Annotated in this window: 20 protein-coding genes and 5 pseudogenes; 12 read left to right on the top strand and 13 right to left on the bottom strand. The window is 58.0% G+C overall.

Translation table 11 applies throughout. The annotated features are described in order from the left end of the window. Positions 1-51: 51 nt before the first annotated feature. Positions 52-1,125, bottom strand: a complete 1,074-nt coding sequence (locus B7O88_RS12610; protein ID WP_235005783.1) for an LLM class flavin-dependent oxidoreductase — start codon at positions 1,123-1,125, stop codon at positions 52-54. 80 nt (positions 1,126-1,205) lie between these two features. Here B7O88_RS12610 and B7O88_RS12605 point away from each other — a divergent pair, with 80 nt between their 5' ends. Next, the gene (locus tag B7O88_RS12605) at positions 1,206-2,123 is read left to right on the top strand and encodes a LysR family transcriptional regulator (protein WP_088276336.1); all 918 of its coding nucleotides are present in this window, start codon (positions 1,206-1,208) and stop codon (positions 2,121-2,123) included. Positions 2,124-2,482: 359 nt separating this feature from the next. Further along, positions 2,483-3,418, top strand: a pseudogene (locus B7O88_RS12600) (IS256 family transposase); the annotation flags it as partial. A 26-nt stretch (positions 3,419-3,444) separates the two neighbouring features. Here B7O88_RS12600 and B7O88_RS12595 read toward each other — a convergent pair. After that, positions 3,445-3,636, bottom strand: a pseudogene (locus B7O88_RS12595) (IS3 family transposase); the annotation flags it as partial. Between B7O88_RS12595 and B7O88_RS12590 the strand changes: the two are divergent. Further along, positions 3,627-4,163 (top strand): annotated as a pseudogene (locus tag B7O88_RS12590) (DDE-type integrase/transposase/recombinase); the annotation flags it as partial. The pseudogenes B7O88_RS12595 and B7O88_RS12590 overlap by 10 nt on opposite strands. Positions 4,164-4,568: 405 nt before the next feature. On the opposite strand, the gene B7O88_RS12585 reads toward B7O88_RS12590, so the two are convergent. Further along, entirely contained in the window at positions 4,569-4,871 is a 303-nt protein-coding gene (locus B7O88_RS12585) for a putative quinol monooxygenase (RefSeq protein WP_007182542.1), read from the bottom strand. Between the two features lie 63 nt (positions 4,872-4,934). Between B7O88_RS12585 and B7O88_RS18320 the strand changes: the two are divergent. Then, positions 4,935-5,519 (top strand): annotated as a pseudogene (locus B7O88_RS18320) (GlxA family transcriptional regulator); the annotation flags it as partial. A 39-nt stretch (positions 5,520-5,558) separates the two neighbouring features. Then, complete coding sequence (locus tag B7O88_RS18315; protein ID WP_412779074.1) at positions 5,559-5,948, top strand: helix-turn-helix domain-containing protein; 390 nt, start codon at positions 5,559-5,561, stop codon at positions 5,946-5,948. A gap of 121 nt (positions 5,949-6,069) precedes the next feature. Here B7O88_RS18315 and arsJ read toward each other — a convergent pair whose 3' ends face one another. From arsJ to B7O88_RS12540, 8 genes are all read right to left on the bottom strand, one after another. Then, the gene (arsJ, locus tag B7O88_RS12575; protein WP_036991819.1) at positions 6,070-7,287 is read right to left on the bottom strand and encodes an organoarsenical effux MFS transporter ArsJ; all 1,218 of its coding nucleotides are present in this window, start codon (positions 7,285-7,287) and stop codon (positions 6,070-6,072) included. A 117-nt stretch (positions 7,288-7,404) separates the two neighbouring features. Beyond that, positions 7,405-8,409 (bottom strand): ArsJ-associated glyceraldehyde-3-phosphate dehydrogenase, encoded by a 1,005-nt coding sequence (locus B7O88_RS12570; RefSeq protein WP_088276333.1) that lies wholly within the window; start codon positions 8,407-8,409, stop codon positions 7,405-7,407. A 24-nt stretch (positions 8,410-8,433) separates the two neighbouring features. After that, the gene (locus B7O88_RS12565; protein WP_088276332.1) at positions 8,434-8,763 is read right to left on the bottom strand and encodes a YnfA family protein; all 330 of its coding nucleotides are present in this window, start codon (positions 8,761-8,763) and stop codon (positions 8,434-8,436) included. Between the two features lies 1 nt (position 8,764). Beyond that, a complete protein-coding gene (locus B7O88_RS12560) occupies positions 8,765-9,259 on the bottom strand; it encodes a phosphatase domain-containing putative toxin (RefSeq protein WP_088276331.1) in 495 nt (164 codons plus the stop codon). 18 nt (positions 9,260-9,277) lie between these two features. Continuing rightward, entirely contained in the window at positions 9,278-9,988 is a 711-nt protein-coding gene (gene arsH / locus B7O88_RS12555; RefSeq protein WP_088276330.1) for an arsenical resistance protein ArsH, read from the bottom strand. Between the two features lie 14 nt (positions 9,989-10,002). Beyond that, positions 10,003-10,473, bottom strand: coding sequence for an arsenate reductase ArsC (locus B7O88_RS12550; RefSeq protein WP_036991824.1), 471 nt, complete (start codon positions 10,471-10,473; stop codon positions 10,003-10,005). Positions 10,474-10,498: 25 nt separating this feature from the next. Continuing rightward, on the bottom strand, positions 10,499-10,855 hold the full coding sequence (locus B7O88_RS12545) for a metalloregulator ArsR/SmtB family transcription factor (protein ID WP_088276329.1): 357 nt from the start codon (positions 10,853-10,855) through the stop codon (positions 10,499-10,501). 7 nt (positions 10,856-10,862) lie between these two features. After that, complete coding sequence (locus B7O88_RS12540; RefSeq protein WP_088276328.1) at positions 10,863-11,276, bottom strand: arsenate reductase ArsC; 414 nt, start codon at positions 11,274-11,276, stop codon at positions 10,863-10,865. A 116-nt stretch (positions 11,277-11,392) separates the two neighbouring features. Between B7O88_RS12540 and B7O88_RS12535 the strand changes: the two genes are divergently transcribed. The 4 genes from B7O88_RS12535 to B7O88_RS12520 are packed head-to-tail and all read left to right on the top strand — an operon-like array spanning position 11,393 to position 14,863. Continuing rightward, positions 11,393-12,466 (top strand): ArsO family NAD(P)H-dependent flavin-containing monooxygenase, encoded by a 1,074-nt coding sequence (locus B7O88_RS12535; protein WP_088276327.1) that lies wholly within the window; start codon positions 11,393-11,395, stop codon positions 12,464-12,466. Between the two features lie 51 nt (positions 12,467-12,517). Then, on the top strand, positions 12,518-13,597 hold the full coding sequence (arsB, locus tag B7O88_RS12530) for an ACR3 family arsenite efflux transporter (protein ID WP_088276325.1): 1,080 nt from the start codon (positions 12,518-12,520) through the stop codon (positions 13,595-13,597). A gap of 9 nt (positions 13,598-13,606) precedes the next feature. Beyond that, positions 13,607-14,611 carry a permease gene (locus B7O88_RS12525; protein WP_088276324.1) on the top strand — a complete coding sequence of 335 codons (1,005 nt, stop codon included), beginning with the start codon at positions 13,607-13,609 and terminating at the stop codon, positions 14,609-14,611. Positions 14,612-14,626: 15 nt separating this feature from the next. Continuing rightward, positions 14,627-14,863, top strand: coding sequence for a thioredoxin family protein (locus tag B7O88_RS12520; RefSeq protein ID WP_088276323.1), 237 nt, complete (start codon positions 14,627-14,629; stop codon positions 14,861-14,863). A 50-nt stretch (positions 14,864-14,913) separates the two neighbouring features. Here the strand turns inward: B7O88_RS12520 and B7O88_RS12515 are convergent, their stop codons facing one another. Beyond that, on the bottom strand, positions 14,914-15,270 hold the full coding sequence (locus tag B7O88_RS12515; RefSeq protein ID WP_088276322.1) for a metalloregulator ArsR/SmtB family transcription factor: 357 nt from the start codon (positions 15,268-15,270) through the stop codon (positions 14,914-14,916). A 533-nt stretch (positions 15,271-15,803) separates the two neighbouring features. On the opposite strand from B7O88_RS12515, the gene B7O88_RS12510 reads away from it, so the two are divergent. Further along, positions 15,804-16,076: a hypothetical protein gene (locus B7O88_RS12510; protein WP_088276321.1), complete on the top strand. Its 273-nt coding sequence runs from the start codon at positions 15,804-15,806 to the stop codon at positions 16,074-16,076. Positions 16,077-16,415: 339 nt separating this feature from the next. Here the strand turns inward: B7O88_RS12510 and cadR are convergent, their stop codons facing one another. Then, a complete protein-coding gene (cadR, locus tag B7O88_RS12505) occupies positions 16,416-16,823 on the bottom strand; it encodes a Cd(II)/Pb(II)-responsive transcriptional regulator (protein ID WP_004364961.1) in 408 nt (135 codons plus the stop codon). A 95-nt stretch (positions 16,824-16,918) separates the two neighbouring features. Between cadR and B7O88_RS12500 the strand changes: the two genes are divergently transcribed. Both B7O88_RS12500 and B7O88_RS12495 read left to right on the top strand, forming a co-directional pair. Then, the gene (locus B7O88_RS12500; RefSeq protein ID WP_004574643.1) at positions 16,919-17,815 is read left to right on the top strand and encodes a cation transporter; all 897 of its coding nucleotides are present in this window, start codon (positions 16,919-16,921) and stop codon (positions 17,813-17,815) included. A 3-nt stretch (positions 17,816-17,818) separates the two neighbouring features. After that, a pseudogene (locus tag B7O88_RS12495) lies at positions 17,819-17,980 on the top strand (signal peptidase II); the annotation flags it as partial.

The following is a 17,980-nucleotide window of genomic DNA, read 5'->3' as shown; positions in this document are numbered from 1 at the left end:
TGCCAGTCACCTGACAGCGGCTTTCAGTTGCCCAAAGTCGTCAATTGACAATCAATTAGTGCGCAGCAGTGGCATGACGAGGCGGCCAAACCGCTCTGCCTCTTCATGGTGCGGATAACCAGACAGGCAGAAGCCACTGCAACCGGCCTCCACGAACTCCATCAACTGATCGGCTACTTGCTGAGGATTACCGACCACAGCTACGCCAGCGCCTGGTCGAACCTCAGTGATGCCGGTCCACAGGTGAGGTGTCATCTTTCGGCCTACAGTCTTTGAAAGTTCCGCAACTCGCTGGCTAGCGACTGAACTGCTCTCACCCGCCAATTTGACCGTGGCAGCCAAATCCGAGTTTTCCGCGCCAGCTATTAACGAATCAGCGGCCGCCCACGCTTCCTCTTCGGACTCACGGCAAATGATCTGCAAACGCATTGCAAACTCGATTTCATCAGCACGCCCATACTTGGCTGCACGTTCGCGCATTTCGTCGATCTGCTCCTTGATCCGTGCAGGGTAATCCCCCCAAAAAAGATGGACCTTGGAGTGCTTAGCGGAAATTTCGGCGGCTTGCTCTGAACCACCGCCGAGATAGAAATCCGGATGCGGCTTCTGCACCGTTTTGGGGATTATCTTAGGCCCATGGGTATGGAAATACCGGCCTTGGTGTTCTACGCCCTCCTCTGTCCAGAGGCGCTTCATCAGCTCAACCTCCTCAAGCAACTGGTCGTAGCGATCTTCCTTAGCCACCAGTTGCCCTTCGGCGTAAGAATCTTTCTCGCTGACCCCCGCAATCAAATTGATGCAAATGCGCCCATTGGTCAGTTGATCGAAGGTGCTGATCATCTTGGCTTGCGTGACGGGATGAACATGACCTGGCTTCAAAGCCACCAGCATTTTTATTTTTTTGCTACGGGCCGCCAAGTAGCTGGCTGTGACCCAAGCATCCCAGCAAACGGCACTTACCGGTATCAGCATGTACTCAAACCCAGCCTGCTCAGCAGCCAGGGTCACCTTCTCAAAGTGATCAAGTGATTGCGGGATACTCTGGCTTGGGTCGCCAAATGCAGTGGTGTCACCTATGGTCGGGCAGAACCAACCCATTTGCAGAGGTTTCTTGTTTTTCATCATCGTAGCTCTCGCATTGCTGTAGTGGAGCTACTACATCAAATGCCACATAATGATGGAAATGAATTCATAGAAAACCAGATATGAATAATATTAATACTAGAAATTTGGATCTAAATTTGCTGGTGGTATTCGTCACTCTGTGGGAAACCCAAAACGTGACTAGGGCAAGCGAGCGCTTGGCATTAAGCCAGTCAGCAGTGAGCCACGCATTGCGTCGGCTAAGAGACAGACTTTCGGACGAGCTGTTTGTTAACGGTCGAGGAGGTCTTCTACCTACACCTCGCGCGATTGAGCTGATCGGTCCTGTACGTGAGGCTCTGGCACAGCTGGATGGCGCGCTCAAAGGAGCGGCCCCATTTGCGCCCCAGTACGAGCAGAGAAAGTTTCGTATCGCCGCCGGAGACATCATTGAATTTTTGATCCTACCCCGCCTAGTTGCGCAGATTGCGCACGAGGCACCGAATGTCATCGTTGAGGTACTACCGTACCCACAGCGAAACGACATCTCGTCACTGCTGGAAAATGGCGAAATTGACTTGATAATAGGCGCACCAGGACCAACATCCGCATCCCTTCGTCAAACACCTATAATATCCGTGCCCTTGTTGACTCTGATCTGGCAGAAGGAAGGTCTAACTCAGGAGCGTCTCCCTTTGAACCTTTATCTTGAGCGCCCCCACGTCATGATTGAAATGCACCAACGAGGAGAAAATGTCATTGATGATGCTTTGCGTGCCCAGGGGTTGGCACGGCGTAGCGGCGTGCTAGTGCAAAACTTCATGGCCATGCCCGTGATCGCAGAACAAACCGGATACATCTGCAATCTCCCCGCACAGATCGCGCATGTATTCGCTCAAACTTTCAATCTGAGCTGCCACACGCCGCCGCTCGACTTTCCCGCTCCAGAGCTCCATGCATATTGGCACAACAGGTTTGATACAGATCAAGGACTAGCGTGGCTCTTACAGAAAATACGACAAAGTGCAAGTGGGCCTTGACCAACGTTTTTCACACCCTGATCGAACCCGCAGAACCATCGCTAAGGGTGTGAAGCTTGGGAGAGGCTTGCGATCAGATTTTTACAGAATCCGTTCAGTGAGTGGCCCCTACTGTCGTAGCCACCTCCTGACCTCGTAATACGGCCCACTAGGAGGTGCTATGAGCAATCCGCGTTATCCCGAAGAGTGCAAAATCGAAGCAATCAGGCAGGTGACCAAACGAGGTCTGGGTCACGGACATCACCTACATCCCCACCTATGAAGGCTGGTTGTATTTGGCGGTGGTGCTCGATCGGGGGTGTACGAATTTTTGTGTAACCGGCTAATGAGCGACACTGTCGCTCCGAACCGGAGACACGATGAGCAAGAAACTACATCCCATCACCGACGAGCTGCTGGATCAGCTCTTGGCCAACTATCAAAAACCTGAAGACCTGATTGGTGCCGAAGGCATCCTCAAGCAGCTGACCAAAAAGCTGGTTGAGCGTGCGCTGGATGCCGAGTTGACTCACCATCTGGGGCACGACAAGCATCAGCCGGTCGGTAACTCGTCTGGCAATACCCGCAACGGCTTTAGCCGCAAGAAGCTCAAGGGCCAGTTCGGCGAGCTGCCCATTGAGATACCGCGTGATCGGCATGGCACCTTCGAACCGCAGATCGTCGAGAAGCACCAGACCCGCTGGGTGGGGTTCGACGACAAGATTCTTTCGCTGTACGCACGGGGCATGACCGTGCGCGAGATTCAGGCACACCTACAGGAGATGTATGGCGCCGAGGTATCGCCCAGTCTGATCTCCTCGGTGACCGATGCCGTAACCGATGAGGTGAAGGCCTGGCAGTCACGGCCGCTCGACGCGGTCTATCCCATCGTCTACCTCGACTGCATCCACACCAAGGTGCGTGAGGGTGCCGTGCGGGTGAAGGCGGTTTACCTGGCGCTGGGCATCAACCTGGCCGGGGAGAAGGAAATCCTCGGGCTATGGATCGCCCAGAGCGAGGGTGCCAAGTTCTGGTTGCAGGTGGTGACCGAGTTGCGCAACCGTGGCGTGCAGGACATCTTCATCGCCTGCGTGGATGGCCTGAAGGGCTTCCCCGAGGCCATCGAGGCTGTCTTCCCGCACACCAGCGTGCAACTGTGCATCGTGCATATGGTCAGGCACAGCCTGAACTACGTCTCTTGGAAACGGCGCGCCGAGGTAGCGGCTGACCTGAAGCGGATTTACCAGTCCAGCACGGCGGACGAGGCTGAGCTGCGCCTTGGCGAGTTCGAAACCAAATGGGATGACGACTACCTGGGGTTCTACCCCGTTTCCACGGACGGTTATAAAACGGCTGTGAGCTTCCGATCCTGAGCAGCAACTCTACGTCGCATCCTGGGGTTATGGAACCGCTCGATGTATTCAAACAGATCAGCTCTTGCCTCGTCCCGCGTTCGGTAACGCCGATGGTGTACTCGCTCGCGTTTCAGCATGCCGAAGAACCCCTCACAGGCTGCGTTGTCTCCGCAATGGCCAGGTCATTACGTTGAAGCCGGACCTTCGTTGGTGCTCAGATGGCCTTGAGATCCGCTGCTGGAACAAGGAGGTTGTCCGCGTAGCCTTCAGCCTGGACTGCTGTGATTGTGAGCTGATGCGCTATGTGGCGACTACTGGTGGCATCACCGGTGAGATGGTTCAAGGCCTGCTGCTGGAAAGCTTAGAATACCGGCTCGGCCAGTCAGAGCGAGTGCCTCATCCGCTGGAATGGCTGACGGACAATGGCAGTTGCTACACTGCCAAAGAAACGCGAGCCTTCGCGTCCTCTCTGGGCTTTGTCGTGTGTACCACACCGGTGAGAAGCCCTCAGAGCAACGGCATGGCTGAGGGCTTCGTGAAGACGTTTAAGCGCGACTATGTGTACTTGAACGATCTCCCTGATGCCGCCACGGTGATGGCCAGCTTGCCGGAATGGGTCGAAGACTATAACCGCAGTCACCCGCACAAGGGGCTGAAAATGAAATCGCCCTGGGAGTACAGGGCGGAACTGGCATCAAACGAATGAGGTGGTGTCCAGTTTAGCGGGGGCAACTACACCCGCAGGAACCCTCACCAGCCCGCACAGCCTGATGCCAGGCCGTTGATTTTCAACAAATCGCTCGATCGATCCGCGCTTGCGGACTGCAGACTTCCAATGGGCCGGAAATCTGGCTCGCCCAGACGGTTCTCGGTACCGACACGTTGCAAACAGTCGGTACTTCTCGATAACTACCCGACGAATCGGAACATCTCAGCTCGCCCTGATGTTGCCCCTGCTTGCTGACGCAGCTTGGAAGTTCTGGCTGCAATAATGCCCCCCCAATCGCTGTGGAAGGTAGTTCCCAGGGCAAGTGCAATCGAGGGGGATCGCTGCGTAGGGCCGTGTGACCCCCATCCTGCAGCGTGACCTGATTGGGTCAAGGCCGGGTTGTCATGCAGGCAGTTTGGCTGCAAGCAGTTCGACCTTCTCGATATTGGGCGGAGAACTGAGCAAGGTCGCGGCGTTGGCCATCAAGGCCGCAGCGATCTGGCCGTTCAGATGTGCTTGGCGACCTGCCTCATCGGCAAAGGCATCGAACACACCGAACGTCGACGGGCCAAACTTCAATGCGAACCAGGCCGTGGTGCCGGACTCGGCGTTGGCGAGCGGCAGTGCGCTGGCCAGGAAGTCGGCAAGCGCAGCCTCCTGGCCGGGTTTGGCTTCGAGGCGAACAAACAGGGCGAGCTTGGTCATACTGTAATCCTTTGGGTAAATGGGTTAGGTGAATGGATCAACGAGCCCGCAGTCTAAGTCGTCATGCCAGCCATCTCTATAGACAATAATGACAACATTGATATCATTGTTGCCATGAAACTCCATATCCTTGTTTGTGATGGCGTGTTTGATCTGGGGCTTGCGGCGCTCACTGACACAGTGGACTTGGCCAATGCGATGGCGGGCTCGCTGCCACAGGCTCCCGCGCACATAGAGCTCACGCTGGTGGGCGTGCGGCGTCGCATCCGAACTGCGCAAGGCTTGACGGTCCCCGTGGTCACAGCGCGTGGTGTGCCGGCACCAGACGTCGTGCTCGTGCCCGCGTTTGGCGACAAGATGCCTGACACGCTCTCGGCTCGCCTCGCACGCCCCGATGTGCCCGATGCGGTCGCCATGCTACAGCAGTGGTCCACCGCTGGCGCGCACCTAGGTGCCGCCTGCTCCGGTAGCTTCTTGCTTGCAGAAAGCGGCCTGCTTGATGGGCATCGTGCGACGACGTCATGGTGGTTGGGGCCGATGTTTCGGCAGCGCTATCCGAACGTCACGCTGGACGAATCACGCATGATCGTGAACTCGACACGCTTCACTACCGCGGGTGCCGCTTTGGCCCACGTCGACCTGGCCTTGCGCATCATCCGGGAGCGCAGTCCGGCGCTGGCGGCCCTGGTGGCACGCTATCTGCTGGTCGAGACACGCAGTTCGCAAGCCGAGTTCGTTATTCCCGACCACCTTGCGCATGCCGACCCGGTGGTGGAGCGCTTCGAGTGCTGGGCCAGAAGTCAGCTCGCGAAGGGGTTCTCGCTGGCCGAGGCGGCCAGCGCCGCGGGCACAAGCGAGCGCACCTTGGCGCGGCGGCTGCAAAGCGTTTTGGGCAAGACACCGTTGTCGTATTTCCAGGACCTGCGCGTGGAGCATGCCGTCCATCTCTTGCGCACCGGAAACGCGAGCGTCGACCAAGTCGCCGCACAGGTCGGGTACTCGGATGGGGTGAGCCTGCGGGCCCTGTTGCGCCGCAAGCTGGGCCGGGGTGTCAGGGAGTTGCGACGCGGTGGATGACCAGAGGCGTTTGGTGTATATACGGCTGGAGACGGCCAATAGCGGTCATCGAGCGCCTACAAGACCAGTGGCGATTCATATCAAATGAGGTCGCTGTGCTGGCCAAATGGAATAAGGCAGATCAGTTACTGGTATGCCGAGGCAGCCCAATGGAGATCAACGCCGCCAACAAGACAAAAGTCGAGGACACCCACAGGCAAGCTTCCAAGCCATAGGCCTGATACACCCAGCCCGACAGCAGCGTGCCGATCAGCCGGCCGAGGGCGTTGGACATGTAATAGAAGCCGACATCCAGCGACACGCCGTCTTCCTTGGCGTAACTGACAATCAGGTAGCTGTGCAGCGAGGAGTTCACCGCAAACAGCGCGCCAAACACCATCAACCCGCCGAGCAAGACCCACTGCGCCGGCAAATCACTGTTCAGACCCAGGGCAATTGCGGCGGGCAACCCAGCCAGCACGGCCGCCCAAGCGAATGCCGCACGACCATCCGGCAACTGGCCGCTGGCCTTGCCGGTGATGGCCGGGGCGAAGGACTGCACAATGCCGTAGCCGATCACCCAGGCAGCGAGAAAGCCGCCGACCATCCAGAAATCCCAGCCAAACACGCTGGACAGATACACCGGCAGCGCGACGACAAACCACACATCGCGGGCGCCGAATAAGAACAAGCGGGCGGCAGAGAGAATATTGATTGCCCGGCTTTTGGACAGAATGTCGCGAAACTTTGGCTTGGCCTTGGCCTTGCCCAGATCCTTTTTCAGCAGCACCAGGCTGGCCAGCCAGATCAGCGCCAACACCGCCGCCATGGCCAGCACCGCCCCAGCGAAACCGAGCAGCGCCAGCAACGCGCCACCCATAAAGAAACCCACGCCCTTGAGCGCATTCTTCGAGCCGGTAAGGATCGCCACCCACTTGTATAGCGTGCCCTGCTGGCTGTCAGGCACCAGCAATTTGATCGAGCTTTTCGCACTCATCTTGTTCAGGTCTTTGGCGATACCGGACAGCGCCTGAGCTCCCATCACCCAGGGAATCGTCAGCCAGGCCGCCGGCACGGTGAGCATCAGCAAGGCCGCCACCTGCAGACCCAGGCCGATATTCATGGTGCGATTAAGCCCCAGCCGCGCGCCCAGATAACCGCCGACCAGATTGGTTATGACGCCGAAAATCTCATAGAACAGAAACAGCGCGGCAATCTGCAGCGGCGTGTAACCGAGGCTATGAAAATGCAGCACCACCAACATGCGCAACGCGCCGTCGGTGAGGGTAAAGGCCCAGTAGTTGCCGGTTACCAATAGGTATTGGCGCACTTCGGGGGCTAGGCGGGATAAGGCGTGCATAACGATCCTGCTCGGAAGCTTGGCTGGAGGGTGTGCAACTAGGTGAGAGGGGCTTTAGCCGCGACAAATTGGAGGCAAGTCGCGGCTAAAGCCCCTCCCACATACGCAGGGCGATTCTCAGTCGGCGGCGCCGACCATCCGCGCCAGCTCAACCGCGCGATTCGCGTAGCCCCACTCGTTGTCGTACCAGGCGTAGAGCTTCACCTGGGTGCCGTTGACCACCATGGTCGACAGCGCGTCGATAATCGAAGAGCGCGGATCGGTGCGGTAGTCGATGGATACCAGCGGACGTTCCTCGTAACCGAGGATGCCCTTGAGCGGGCCAGCGGCAGCAGCTTTCAGCAGTTGATTGACCTCCTCCACCGTGGTCGCACGCTCGACTTCGAATACGCAATCGGTCAGCGAGGCGTTGGCCAGGGGCACGCGCACGGCGTGGCCGTTGAGCTTGCCGCGCAGCTCGGGGAAGATCTCGGCAATTGCCGTGGCGGAACCGGTGCTGGTGGGGATCAGACTCATGCCGCTGGCGCGGGCGCGGCGCAGGTCCTTGTGCGGGGTGTCGAGAATGCTCTGGGTGTTGGTCAGGTCGTGGATGGTGGTGATCGAGCCGTGGCGGATACCGAGGTTCTCGTGAATCACCTTGACCACTGGGGCCAGACAGTTGGTGGTGCAGGACGCCGCCGTAACAATGCGGTGCTGCGCCGGGTCGAATAGCTGCTGGTTAACGCCCATCACGATATTCAGCGCGCCCTGCTCTTTTACCGGTGCGCAGACCACCACGCGTTTCACGCCTTGATCCAGGTACGCCTGCAGCACCGCAACGGTTTTCATCTTGCCGCTGGCCTCAATCACCAGATCGCAGCCGCTCCAGTCAGTATCGGCAATGGTCTTGTTGGCCTTGACCTGAATGCGTTTGCCGTCGATCAGGATGCACTCGCCCTCACTGCTCGCCTCGCTATTCCAGCGGCCATGCACCGAATCGAAATTGATCAGATGGGCGTGGGTTGCGGCGTCACCGGCCGGGTCGTTGATCTGCACAAACTCAAATTCAGGCCAGCCCCAGGCGGCGCGCAGCGCCAGACGACCGATACGACCAAAACCGTTGATACCTACCTTGATAGCCATAAACGAATTCCTTCTACAAAGTGATTAGGCGCTACGCGGCGCAAACATGATGATCGCCATACCGAGCAGGGCCACGCCGGCGCCCAGCAGGTCCCAATGGGTCGGGCGAATCCCGTCCACCAGCCACAGCCAGATAATTGCCATCGCCACATACACCCCGCCGTAAGCGGCATACACCCGGCCGGCGGCGGTCGGGTGCAAGGTCAGTAGCCAGGCGAACAGCGCCAGCGCGGCGGCGGCAGGCACCAGCAACCAGATGCTCTTGCCCTGAAGCCACAGGTACGGCAGGTAGCAGCCGATGATCTCGGCCAGCGCCGTCAGGGCAAACAGGCCCAGGGTATTGAGCATGCTCATCTCAGTTGCCGAACTGGGCGATCCAGCCCGCATGGGCCGGATGCTGAATGGCTTTCGGCCGCAGCGCCTGCACCAGGCTAATGGCTTCGCTGCGGGCGATATCCAGCTCGATCAGGATGCGCGCAGCAATCAGCCCGGTACGCCCGGAACCGCCTTTGCAGTGGATGGCGATGGCCTTGTCAGCCGCCAGCAGCTCAGCAATTTGCGCCATGGCCGCCGGCCAGGCTGCGTCGAAATCCGCCTGTGGCACCTGCTCATCGGCCACGGGTAGATGCAGCCAGAGCAACCCTTGCGCGGCGCACAGCGCGGGCAAATCGCTAGCGGCGTTATGCGCCAGTTCGGCGTAGGGCATCAGGGTCAGTACCGCATCGGCGCCAGCCTGTTGCAGAGTGTTCAAAGCGCTGTCGATGCTGCTGTCCTTGGTGCCAGGGCAAGGCGTGAAGATCAACCGGCCGGGACGATTAGGAATGCTGAGAACATCAAAGGGATGGGACATGCTGATTGATCCTGAAAATTAAATGGAAGCCTGATTGACCCGTTTGGACAGCTGCTCGGCGGATTCCTTGCGCTCGGAGTAGCGGTCCACCAGGTAGTCCGTTTGGCCGCGCAGCAACAGGGTGAACTTGACCAGTTCCTCCATCACGTCGACCACGCGGTCGTAATAAGCCGAAGGTTTCATCCGCCCGGCGTCGTCAAATTCGAGAAAGGCTTTGGCCACCGAGGACTGGTTGGGGATGGTGAACATGCGCATCCAACGGCCCAGCACGCGCATCTGATTCAGCGCATTGAAAGACTGCGAGCCGCCGCTGACCTGCATCAGCGCCAGGGTCTTGCCCTGGGTAGGGCGCACGGCGCCCATGCTCAGGGGAATCCAGTCGATCTGCGACTTGAACACCCCGGTCATAGCACCATGGCGCTCCGGTGAGCACCAGACCATGCCTTCGCTCCACAGCACCAGCTCGCGCAGTTCCTGCACCTTGGGGTGATCCTCGGGCGCATCGTCCGGCAACGGCAGGCCACTGGGGTTAAAGATGCGCGTTTCGGCACCGAACTGCTGCAGCAGGCGCGCGGCCTCCTCGGTCAACAGGCGGCTGTAGGAGCGCGCGCGGTTGGAACCGTACAGCAGCAGAATGCGCGGTTTGTGTTGCGGGGCCGGCTTGGCCAGTTGCTCCTGGCTGGGCGGATCGAGCAGTTCAGGGTCGATATTCGGCAGTTCAGGGTACATAGCAATTCCTGGCATCAGAGGCTGGCGATACGGCGCAACTCGGCCCGCAGAGCCTCGCGGTTAAGAGTGGTCGGCAGGGCCGCAAAAAAAGCATTAAGCCGCGCCTGAATAATCGCCACGGTTGCATCGAAAGCCGCGTCGATCTGCGCGGGCGTACCGACCAATTCGGATGGATCAGCCAAACCCCAATGTGCCTTGAGCGCGGGACCGAAGAACACCGGACAGGCATCACCAGCGGCCTTGTCGCACACGGTAATAACCAACTCCGGCGCCAGTTCGGCGTGTACCTCGGTGCCCTTGCTGTTCAGCCCCTCAGTGGAAATACCTGCGCGGCGCAAGGCCTCCAAAGCCTGAGGATGAACCTCGCCCTTGGGCTGGCTGCCGGCGCTGTAAGCGCGCATGCCGGCTGGAGCCAAGTGATTGAATAGCGCCTCGGAAAGGATGCTACGACAGCTATTTGCGGTGCAGAGAAACAAGACTTTCATGGCATTCCTTGATGTGAGGCTTAGGCTAACCGCAGAGGCTTAGCCGCTCGGGTCGATTGCGCATGCTCAGCAGCTTTTCGCTATTAACCGCCAGCCAAGACTGGTTGGCCTGCACAACCACCTTCAGCATCTGCTGCACCCACTCGGGCAGCTGTGGGTGTAGGCGGTAGTACACCCACTGACCGCGACGCTGATCCTCCAACAGGCCGCAACTGCGCAGTTGTGCCAGGTGACGAGAAATCTTCGGCTGGCTGTCTTCCAGCGCAGTGGTCAGCTCGCATACGCACAACTCGCCCTCGGCAGCTATAAGTAGGGTCATGCGTACGCGGGTTTCATCGGCCAGGCATTTAAAGACCCTGGTGGGGCTTATGGGTTCTAGCATCGGGGCCTCAGCGCTTGCTCTTCACCAATACAAACATCTTGATGCGTTCGTGAATCTCGTGAAGCGTGTGTTTATAGGCGTTGGCCTGTTGGCTGATCGCTGGGTCTGCAAAATTCCAGGCAAGGTACTCTCCGGCGCCCGGCAAGGTGCTGCACTCGAAAGCAGCCTTGTCACACAAAGTGATGACGTAGTCGAAGTGCTGACCAGCAAACTCATCTAATGACTTGCTACGCAGACTATCGGTTGCAACCCCCAGCTGATCCAGCGCCATGCGTGCTCGCCGGTCAACCTCATCAGGCAAAGTACCGGCGCTGAACGCCTCGTAGCCATCCGGGTCGGTATGGCGCAGCAAAGCTTCGGCCATTTGCGAACGGGCCGAGTTGGCCACGCAGAGAAATAACACTCGGGTTTTCGATGTCATTGCAGCAGCGCCATTAAAATTCGGTTTGGCGAATATATTAAAAACCATATATCTTGTAAACCGAATATCTTGATGACCCTACTCTCGCCACAAGCGAGCAACCAAGGAGCGATTGCATGACCCTGCAAGAGCCAGTGGATGTTCTGATTATCGGCGGCGGCCAGGCCGCGCTGGCCACAGCCTACTTTCTACGGCGCACCCAGCTGTCGTTTCTGCTGCTGGATGATCAGGCGCAACCCGGCGGCGCTTGGCAGCATGGCTGGGACTCGTTGCGGCTGTTCTCCCCCGCCACCTGGAGTTCGATTGCCGGCTGGCAGATGCCCAACCCTGAGCCTGGCTACCCGCACCGCGATGCCGTAATCGACTACCTTGCGCAGTACGAGGCGCGCTATCAGCTGCCGATTGTGCGACCGGTACATGTCGATTCGGTGACGCATGACGGCGAGTTGTTTGTGGTGCAGGCCGGCAGCCAGCAATGGCGTTGCCGCGCCCTGGTCAGCGCCACCGGCACCTGGAGCAAGCCGTTTATCCCGTCCTATCCCGGCAGCGCAGAGTTCGCCGGCGAGCAGCTGCACTCGGCGCATTACCGCAACCCGCAGGCCTTTACCGGCAAGCGCGTGTTGGTGGTAGGCGGCGGCAACTCCGGGGCGCAGATTCTCGCCGAGGTATCAAAAGTCGCCGAGACCCTGTGGATCACCCCAGAGCCGCCGGCCTTTCTGCCCGATGAAGTCGATGGCCGGGTGCTGTTCGAGCGCGCCACCGAACGCTGGAAGGCCCAACAGGAAGGTCGCGTGATCGACCAGCCGGTGGGCGGCCTGGGCGATATCGTGATGGTCGAGCCGGTGCGGGAAGCCCGCGAGCGCGGCGTACTGGTGGCCGAACGGCCGTTCCAGCGTTTCACGGAAGAAGGTGTTGAGTGGATCGATGGCCGCCGCGAGGCGGTTGATGCGGTGATCTGGTGCACCGGCTTTCGCCCAGCATTGGATCATCTGCAAGGCCTGGACGTGCTGGAAGCCGATGGCAAGGTCAGGGTCGACGACACTCGCGCCAGCAAGCAACCCAAGCTGTGGCTGGTCGGTTATGGCGAGTGGACCGGGGCGGCTTCGGCGACCCTGATCGGCGTCACCCGCACCGCGCGCAGTACGGTCAATGAAATCGCAGAAGCCCTGCAGGGCGATACAGATCAATAGCAGACCACCCGAGTGCCATTAAACTCGGCACTCAGCAACAAGGAACCAGCAATGTCCAGTCAGTGTGAAGTCATCGGTAAGCAAGCCGCAGGTGCCCCTCTGGGTTTTTTCGAGCGCTATCTGACGCTCTGGGTTTTTCTCTGCATCATTGGCGGCACTCTGCTCGGCCTCTATGCGCCGACGGCAGCGCAGGCGGTGGGCGCGCTGGAAATCGCTCAGGTCAATATCCCGGTGGGATTGCTGATCTGGGTGATGATCATCCCCATGCTGATGAAGATCGATTTTCGCGCCATCGGCGAGGTCTACCAGCAGCGCGCCGGCTTGGGCGTAACCCTGAGCATCAACTGGCTGATCAAGCCGTTTACCATGGCCTTTCTGGCGTGGCTGTTTCTGCGCCATGTGTTCGAAGGCTGGCTGCCGGCCGAACAGATCGACAGCTACGTGGCCGGGCTGATTCTGCTCGGTGCCGCGCCGTGTACCGCGATGGTGTTTGTCTGGAGCAACCTGTGTAAGGGCAACGCCAACTTCACCCTGACCCAGGTGGCGATCAACGATTTGGTGATGGTGTTCGCCTTCGCCCCCATCGTCGCCCTGCTGCTGGGCGTGTCGTCGATCCCAGTGCCGTGGGACACCCTGCTGCTGTCGGTGGTGATGTATATCGTCATCCCCCTGGCCATCGCCCAATTTATCCGCGCGCGTCTGCTGCGCCGGGGTGACGCGGCGTTGCAAGCGGTGCTCGCGCGCATCGGCCCGTTCTCCATCCTCGCCCTGCTGGCCACCCTAGTGCTGCTGTTCTCCTTCCAGGGCCAGACCATAGTCGCGCAGCCGCTAATCATCGCCATGCTGGCGGTACCGATTCTGCTGCAGACGCTGTTTATCGCCGCCCTCGGTTACTGGATGTGCCGGCAACTCAAGGTACGCCACGATATTGCCGGCCCGGCGGCGATGATCGGTGCGTCGAACTTCTTCGAACTGGCCGTAGCCGTGGCTATCGCGCTGTACGGCTTCAACTCCGGCGCGGCGCTGGCCACGGTGGTCGGTGTGCTGATCGAGGTGCCGGTCATGCTCTGGCTGGTACGCATGGTCAATAACAGCAAGGGCTGGTATGAGCGCGCCCCGGCGCAAGGATAAGGAAGCCCTATGGAACTGTTCAGATGGCTCAATGACCAACTGCTGCGCATGGACTGGCTGGCCTGGCTGGTGCGCGTGCTGCTGGAGGACGGTTTTGGCCTGGACATGACCAGCCGAAGCGGTGCCAGCCTGCACTTCTTTATCTATGACGTAATCAAGATCTTTATCCTGCTGGCGGTGCTGATCTTCAGCATTTCCTGGGTGCAGAGCTATTTCCCACCCGAACGCACGCGGCGGATTCTCGGCGGCATGAGTGGCTTCAAGGCCAAACTGACCGGTGCATTACTGGGCACTATCACACCGTTTTGTTCCTGCTCGTCGATTCCGCTGTTTATCGGGTTTACCAGCTCGGGTCTGCCGCTGGGAGTGACATTTGCCTTTCTGATCTCCTCACCGCTGGTGGACCTGGCCTCGGTGATTCTGCTGGCGAGCATCTTCAACTGGTCGATTGCCATCGCCTACGTGCTGATCGGCTTGGTGCTGGCGGTGCTGGGCGGCACCCTGATCGGCCGAGCGAAGATGGAGCGATACGTCGAAGCCTTTGTCATGCACAACCCGGTGCTAGACATACCCCAGGCAGAACTGACGTGGCGTGACCGGGCGCAATTTGCCTGGGCACAGGTCAGCGATATTTTCCGCAGGGTTTGGCTCTATGTGTTGATTGGCGTTGGCATCGGGGCGGCAATCCATAACTGGATTCCCGCTGATTGGATCGAAGCGCTGCTGGGGCAGGACAACTGGTGGTCGGTGCCGCTGGCCACCCTGGTCGGCGTGCCGATGTATGCCGATATCTTTGGCACCCTGCCGATAGCCGAAGCGCTGGTCGGCAAGGGCATCGGCCTGGGTACGGCGCTGGCCTTTATGATGGCCGTTACCGCGCTGTCGCTGCCCTCACTGATCATGCTCAAGAAAGTGGTCAAGGCACCGCTACTGGCCTTGTTCATCGGCATCGTTACGGTCGGCATTGTACTGATCGGTTACCTTTTTAACGCCTTTGCCTATCTGTTTATCTAACTTTTGGAGCACAGCATGATCATCAAAATTCTTGGTTCCGGCTGTAAGAAGTGCATCACATTGACCGAAAACACTCAGGCCGCCCTGGCCAATCTCGGCCGTGAGGCGCAGATCATCAAGGTCACAGACTTCGCTGAGATCGCCGCCCACGGTGTTATGTCGACACCGGCCCTAGTGATTGATAACAAGGTGGTCTCGGTTGGCAAAGTACTGAGCACCGAAGAGGTTGAGAAACAGCTCGGGGGCAATTAACGCAATGCGCTGAACTCAGGGTTATCGGCATACTCAGCTTGAAGCCAAGCTCAGCAGCAAACGGCAAGACGCTGCGGGCGGTCACCCATTAGATCGAGGCGTTTAGCATCTGGGCTGAGCCAGTGTTGATTAGCGGCCAAAGTGTTCTTCAAAAGCAGAATCACCCAATCCGGAAGACGCGGATGCAGGCGGTAGTAAACCCACTGACCTTGCCTGCGATCTTCAAGCAAGCCGCAATTACGCAGTTGCGCGAGGTGACGGGATACCTTTGGCTGGCTTTCATTCAGTGCACAGGTCAGCTCACAAACACACAGCTCTTCCTCTCGGGTGATAAGCAACATCAGCCGGATACGAGTTTCATCAGCCAAGCATTTGAAAACGGTGGTTGGAGTAAGGTAGTCGGCCATAGGGTCTCAGCGCTTAGTTTTTTCAGTACGAATATCTTGGTACGTTCAGGTAGTCGTGGGCCTGATAGAGCTCATCCGGCGAGATGCTGCTTAGGTAAGATCAGTCAGCTTTAGCGATGAAAGGCTAATGCCCGGCAAAGAGTCTGGTACTCCAGCATGACTTATCGCACAGCGTGATGACATTTTCGAAGTCTCCACATGCAGACCGGCCGACGGGCTAGCCAGCCACGCCCTTGCCTATCAAACCAAAATCATCAAGGCAGCAAAAGCACCGCTGCCCCATCTCGCGAATGCCTTGATCTCTAAATATCAATCATGACTCTGCTGCGATTACGGATAGTAAGGGGATGAACCATGCATCACCCCTACTGATTTACAGCCAAACTTCCTTTGGCGTAACCGCAACAAGGTCAGAATCCGATTCAGATAAATCGCGAAACATCTGGTTACTCGCATATCCATATCTTGTAACTTTTCCGTAATCAAACGGGCTTTAGGATTGCTTTCACCTAAACCCAAGCAGGAACCTTGTGATGAAAAAACTGACCCTGACGGCAATGCTGCTCACCAGCCTGTTTGCCAGCGCCACTTTCGCTAGCCAATACGACAAACCCGGCTTTGTCACCGAGGTTGAAGATGGTCGCCTGTGGGTATTCCGTGAAGGCTCCAAGGAGCTAGAAGAGTTCAAGAAATCCGGCGAGCCGGCTAAGCAGTTCGCCGACATCGGTTCTGGCCCTGAAGGTATGACCGTCAAGTCTGCCGACGAGGCGACCCTGAAAGATTACCTACAAGCACTTAAGAAGTAATTTTCACAGGCACTGCTCCCCAATCAGAGAGAGCAGTGCCTGGCCTTCTTCTGCGCTTTACATGTGCATACGCACATACCGCAAACTGATGGAATTACCTGTTCGCCAAATGCCGCCCCCAGATGTTGCAGCCTGACCAACCTTAGAAGGGATTTGGCTCACATTACGGGCTGCGATGCGCACTAGTCGTAGCATGCGCAATCACCAGCTTACCTTTCCATCCATATGAACGATTCCTGTCCTAGAATTTTGGGGTAAGCGGATTAAATGGTTGATCTTACCTTTGCATGAGAGTGAGACAGACCGGCATCTCATCGGATTATCTGGTTGATGCTTCACCTACTGCTGGTGCATGTTTCCTTCGCTAATTCCAGCAAGAACCCCACACGCCTCAACTTCCCGGTCATCGTTGCAACTCGCTCTCAGTGAAACGAGTTGTTTCTCAAGCGCTTGCAGAGCGGTTATCTGCGACCGCACATGAGAGATGTGATCATCGAGCAAGGCGTTGACGGCGGTACAAGGCTGATGAGGGTCGTCCTGATAGCTCTGTAGTTCGTGAATCTCAGCCAGTGACAGGCCCAGGATTCTGCAGCGACGGATGAAGGCCAGCCCCTCACCATGCTTCTCGGTATAGACACGGTAACCGTTGTCCTGCCGATCAGGCGGCGGCAACAAGCCCTGCTGTTCATAGAAGCGGATCGTCTGTGTTTCGACCCCTACCAACTGCGCCAACTGACCAATGCGCATCAGCCTCCTCCCCAACGGATTCTTTACTCTATTGACCTTATAGTAGCTTTATAGTTTTAAATGGTACCACAACATTGTTCAAGTGGAGTCGTATCATGAGCAAATCCTGTGGTGGCGCCTGTGGCGGTGATGCAACGTCCGCAGCGGATACCGATATACAGGCCTCCTCCGAGGCGCCAGGGAGATGGGTCAGTGTTTATGCCGTGCCGAAGATGGACTGTCCATCAGAAGAACGAATGATTCGCCTAGCCCTGAACGGCTTTGAGGAGATTCGGGCGCTGTCCTTCGACTTGTCGAACCGCCGGCTGAAGGTCGTGCATGACGGCGAGGTCGAGCCCGTCACCTCGAAACTGAAGACCTTGGGGCTAGGCGCCTCGCTTCAGGAAACCGTCGCTGCAAATCCGGAGACCATCAAGGCCGCCGAGTTTTCGGCAGCTTCTGCTAAGCAAGAATCCGGGACCCTGCGCTGGTTGCTCGGCATCAATGCACTTCTGTTCGTGGTGGAAATGACTGCCGGTCTGATCGCCCAGTCCACCGGCCTGATTGGAGAATCCCTGGACAATTTTGCCGATGCGGCGGTGTACGGGCTTGCCCTTTATGCGGTTGGACATAGCGTGAAAATGCAGGTACGTGCCGCGCATCTTGCTGGTGTACTGCAACTGATCTTGGCTGTGGGCGTGCTCGTAGAGGTGGTGAGACGCTTTGTATTCGGTAGTGAGCCTGAATCGCTGGTGATGATGGCTATCGCATTCGTCGCATTGATTGCCAATACCAGTTGTCTGCTGCTCATATCCAAACATCGGGAAGGTGGGGCGCACATGAAGGCAAGCTGGATATTCTCGGCCAACGACGTGGTGATCAACCTGGGGGTCATCACCGCCGGCGCCCTGGTCGCGTGGACCGGTTCCAATTATCCGGATCTGATTATCGGCACCATCGCGGGGGGCATTGTACTTAACGGTGCCAGACGCATTTTGGCGTTGAAGGGTTAAATAATGCTCATTATTGGCAAAAAGCTCTCGCCGTATGCCCTATTGTCCATATCGGGCCTGCTGGCAGCGTCTGATCAGGCTGTAAAGTGGCTGGTGCAGCAATCAATGGCCTATGGCGAGTATGTTTCGGTGACCCCGTTCTTTAACTGGGTGAATCGCCCCGGA

Origin of the sequence: Halopseudomonas aestusnigri, from assembly GCF_002197985.1 — a bacterium.
Taxonomy (GTDB): domain Bacteria; phylum Pseudomonadota; class Gammaproteobacteria; order Pseudomonadales; family Pseudomonadaceae; genus Halopseudomonas; species Halopseudomonas aestusnigri.
The sequence above is the reverse complement of the archived record's forward strand: the minus strand, read 5'-3'. Positions and strand labels throughout refer to the sequence as shown.

What these genes read in the sequence shown, in the direction of transcription:
- B7O88_RS12610 (WP_235005783.1), bottom strand. Translation starts at nt 1,125, where the DNA reads ATGATGAAAAACAAGAAACCTCTGCAAATGGGTTGGTTCTGCCCGACC.
- B7O88_RS12605 (WP_088276336.1), top strand. Translation starts at nt 1,206, where the DNA reads ATGAATAATATTAATACTAGAAATTTGGATCTAAATTTGCTGGTGGTA.
- B7O88_RS12585 (WP_007182542.1), bottom strand. Translation starts at nt 4,871, where the DNA reads ATGACCAAGCTCGCCCTGTTTGTTCGCCTCGAAGCCAAACCCGGCCAG.
- arsJ (WP_036991819.1), bottom strand. Translation starts at nt 7,287, where the DNA reads ATGCACGCCTTATCCCGCCTAGCCCCCGAAGTGCGCCAATACCTATTG.
- B7O88_RS12570 (WP_088276333.1), bottom strand. Translation starts at nt 8,409, where the DNA reads ATGGCTATCAAGGTAGGTATCAACGGTTTTGGTCGTATCGGTCGTCTG.
- B7O88_RS12565 (WP_088276332.1), bottom strand. Translation starts at nt 8,763, where the DNA reads ATGAGCATGCTCAATACCCTGGGCCTGTTTGCCCTGACGGCGCTGGCC.
- B7O88_RS12560 (WP_088276331.1), bottom strand. Translation starts at nt 9,259, where the DNA reads ATGTCCCATCCCTTTGATGTTCTCAGCATTCCTAATCGTCCCGGCCGG.
- arsH (WP_088276330.1), bottom strand. Translation starts at nt 9,988, where the DNA reads ATGTACCCTGAACTGCCGAATATCGACCCTGAACTGCTCGATCCGCCC.
- B7O88_RS12550 (WP_036991824.1), bottom strand. Translation starts at nt 10,473, where the DNA reads ATGAAAGTCTTGTTTCTCTGCACCGCAAATAGCTGTCGTAGCATCCTT.
- B7O88_RS12545 (WP_088276329.1), bottom strand. Translation starts at nt 10,855, where the DNA reads ATGCTAGAACCCATAAGCCCCACCAGGGTCTTTAAATGCCTGGCCGAT.
- B7O88_RS12540 (WP_088276328.1), bottom strand. Translation starts at nt 11,276, where the DNA reads ATGACATCGAAAACCCGAGTGTTATTTCTCTGCGTGGCCAACTCGGCC.
- B7O88_RS12535 (WP_088276327.1), top strand. Translation starts at nt 11,393, where the DNA reads ATGACCCTGCAAGAGCCAGTGGATGTTCTGATTATCGGCGGCGGCCAG.
- arsB (WP_088276325.1), top strand. Translation starts at nt 12,518, where the DNA reads ATGTCCAGTCAGTGTGAAGTCATCGGTAAGCAAGCCGCAGGTGCCCCT.
- B7O88_RS12525 (WP_088276324.1), top strand. Translation starts at nt 13,607, where the DNA reads ATGGAACTGTTCAGATGGCTCAATGACCAACTGCTGCGCATGGACTGG.
- B7O88_RS12520 (WP_088276323.1), top strand. Translation starts at nt 14,627, where the DNA reads ATGATCATCAAAATTCTTGGTTCCGGCTGTAAGAAGTGCATCACATTG.
- B7O88_RS12515 (WP_088276322.1), bottom strand. Translation starts at nt 15,270, where the DNA reads ATGGCCGACTACCTTACTCCAACCACCGTTTTCAAATGCTTGGCTGAT.
- B7O88_RS12510 (WP_088276321.1), top strand. Translation starts at nt 15,804, where the DNA reads ATGAAAAAACTGACCCTGACGGCAATGCTGCTCACCAGCCTGTTTGCC.
- cadR (WP_004364961.1), bottom strand. Translation starts at nt 16,823, where the DNA reads ATGCGCATTGGTCAGTTGGCGCAGTTGGTAGGGGTCGAAACACAGACG.
- B7O88_RS12500 (WP_004574643.1), top strand. Translation starts at nt 16,919, where the DNA reads ATGAGCAAATCCTGTGGTGGCGCCTGTGGCGGTGATGCAACGTCCGCA.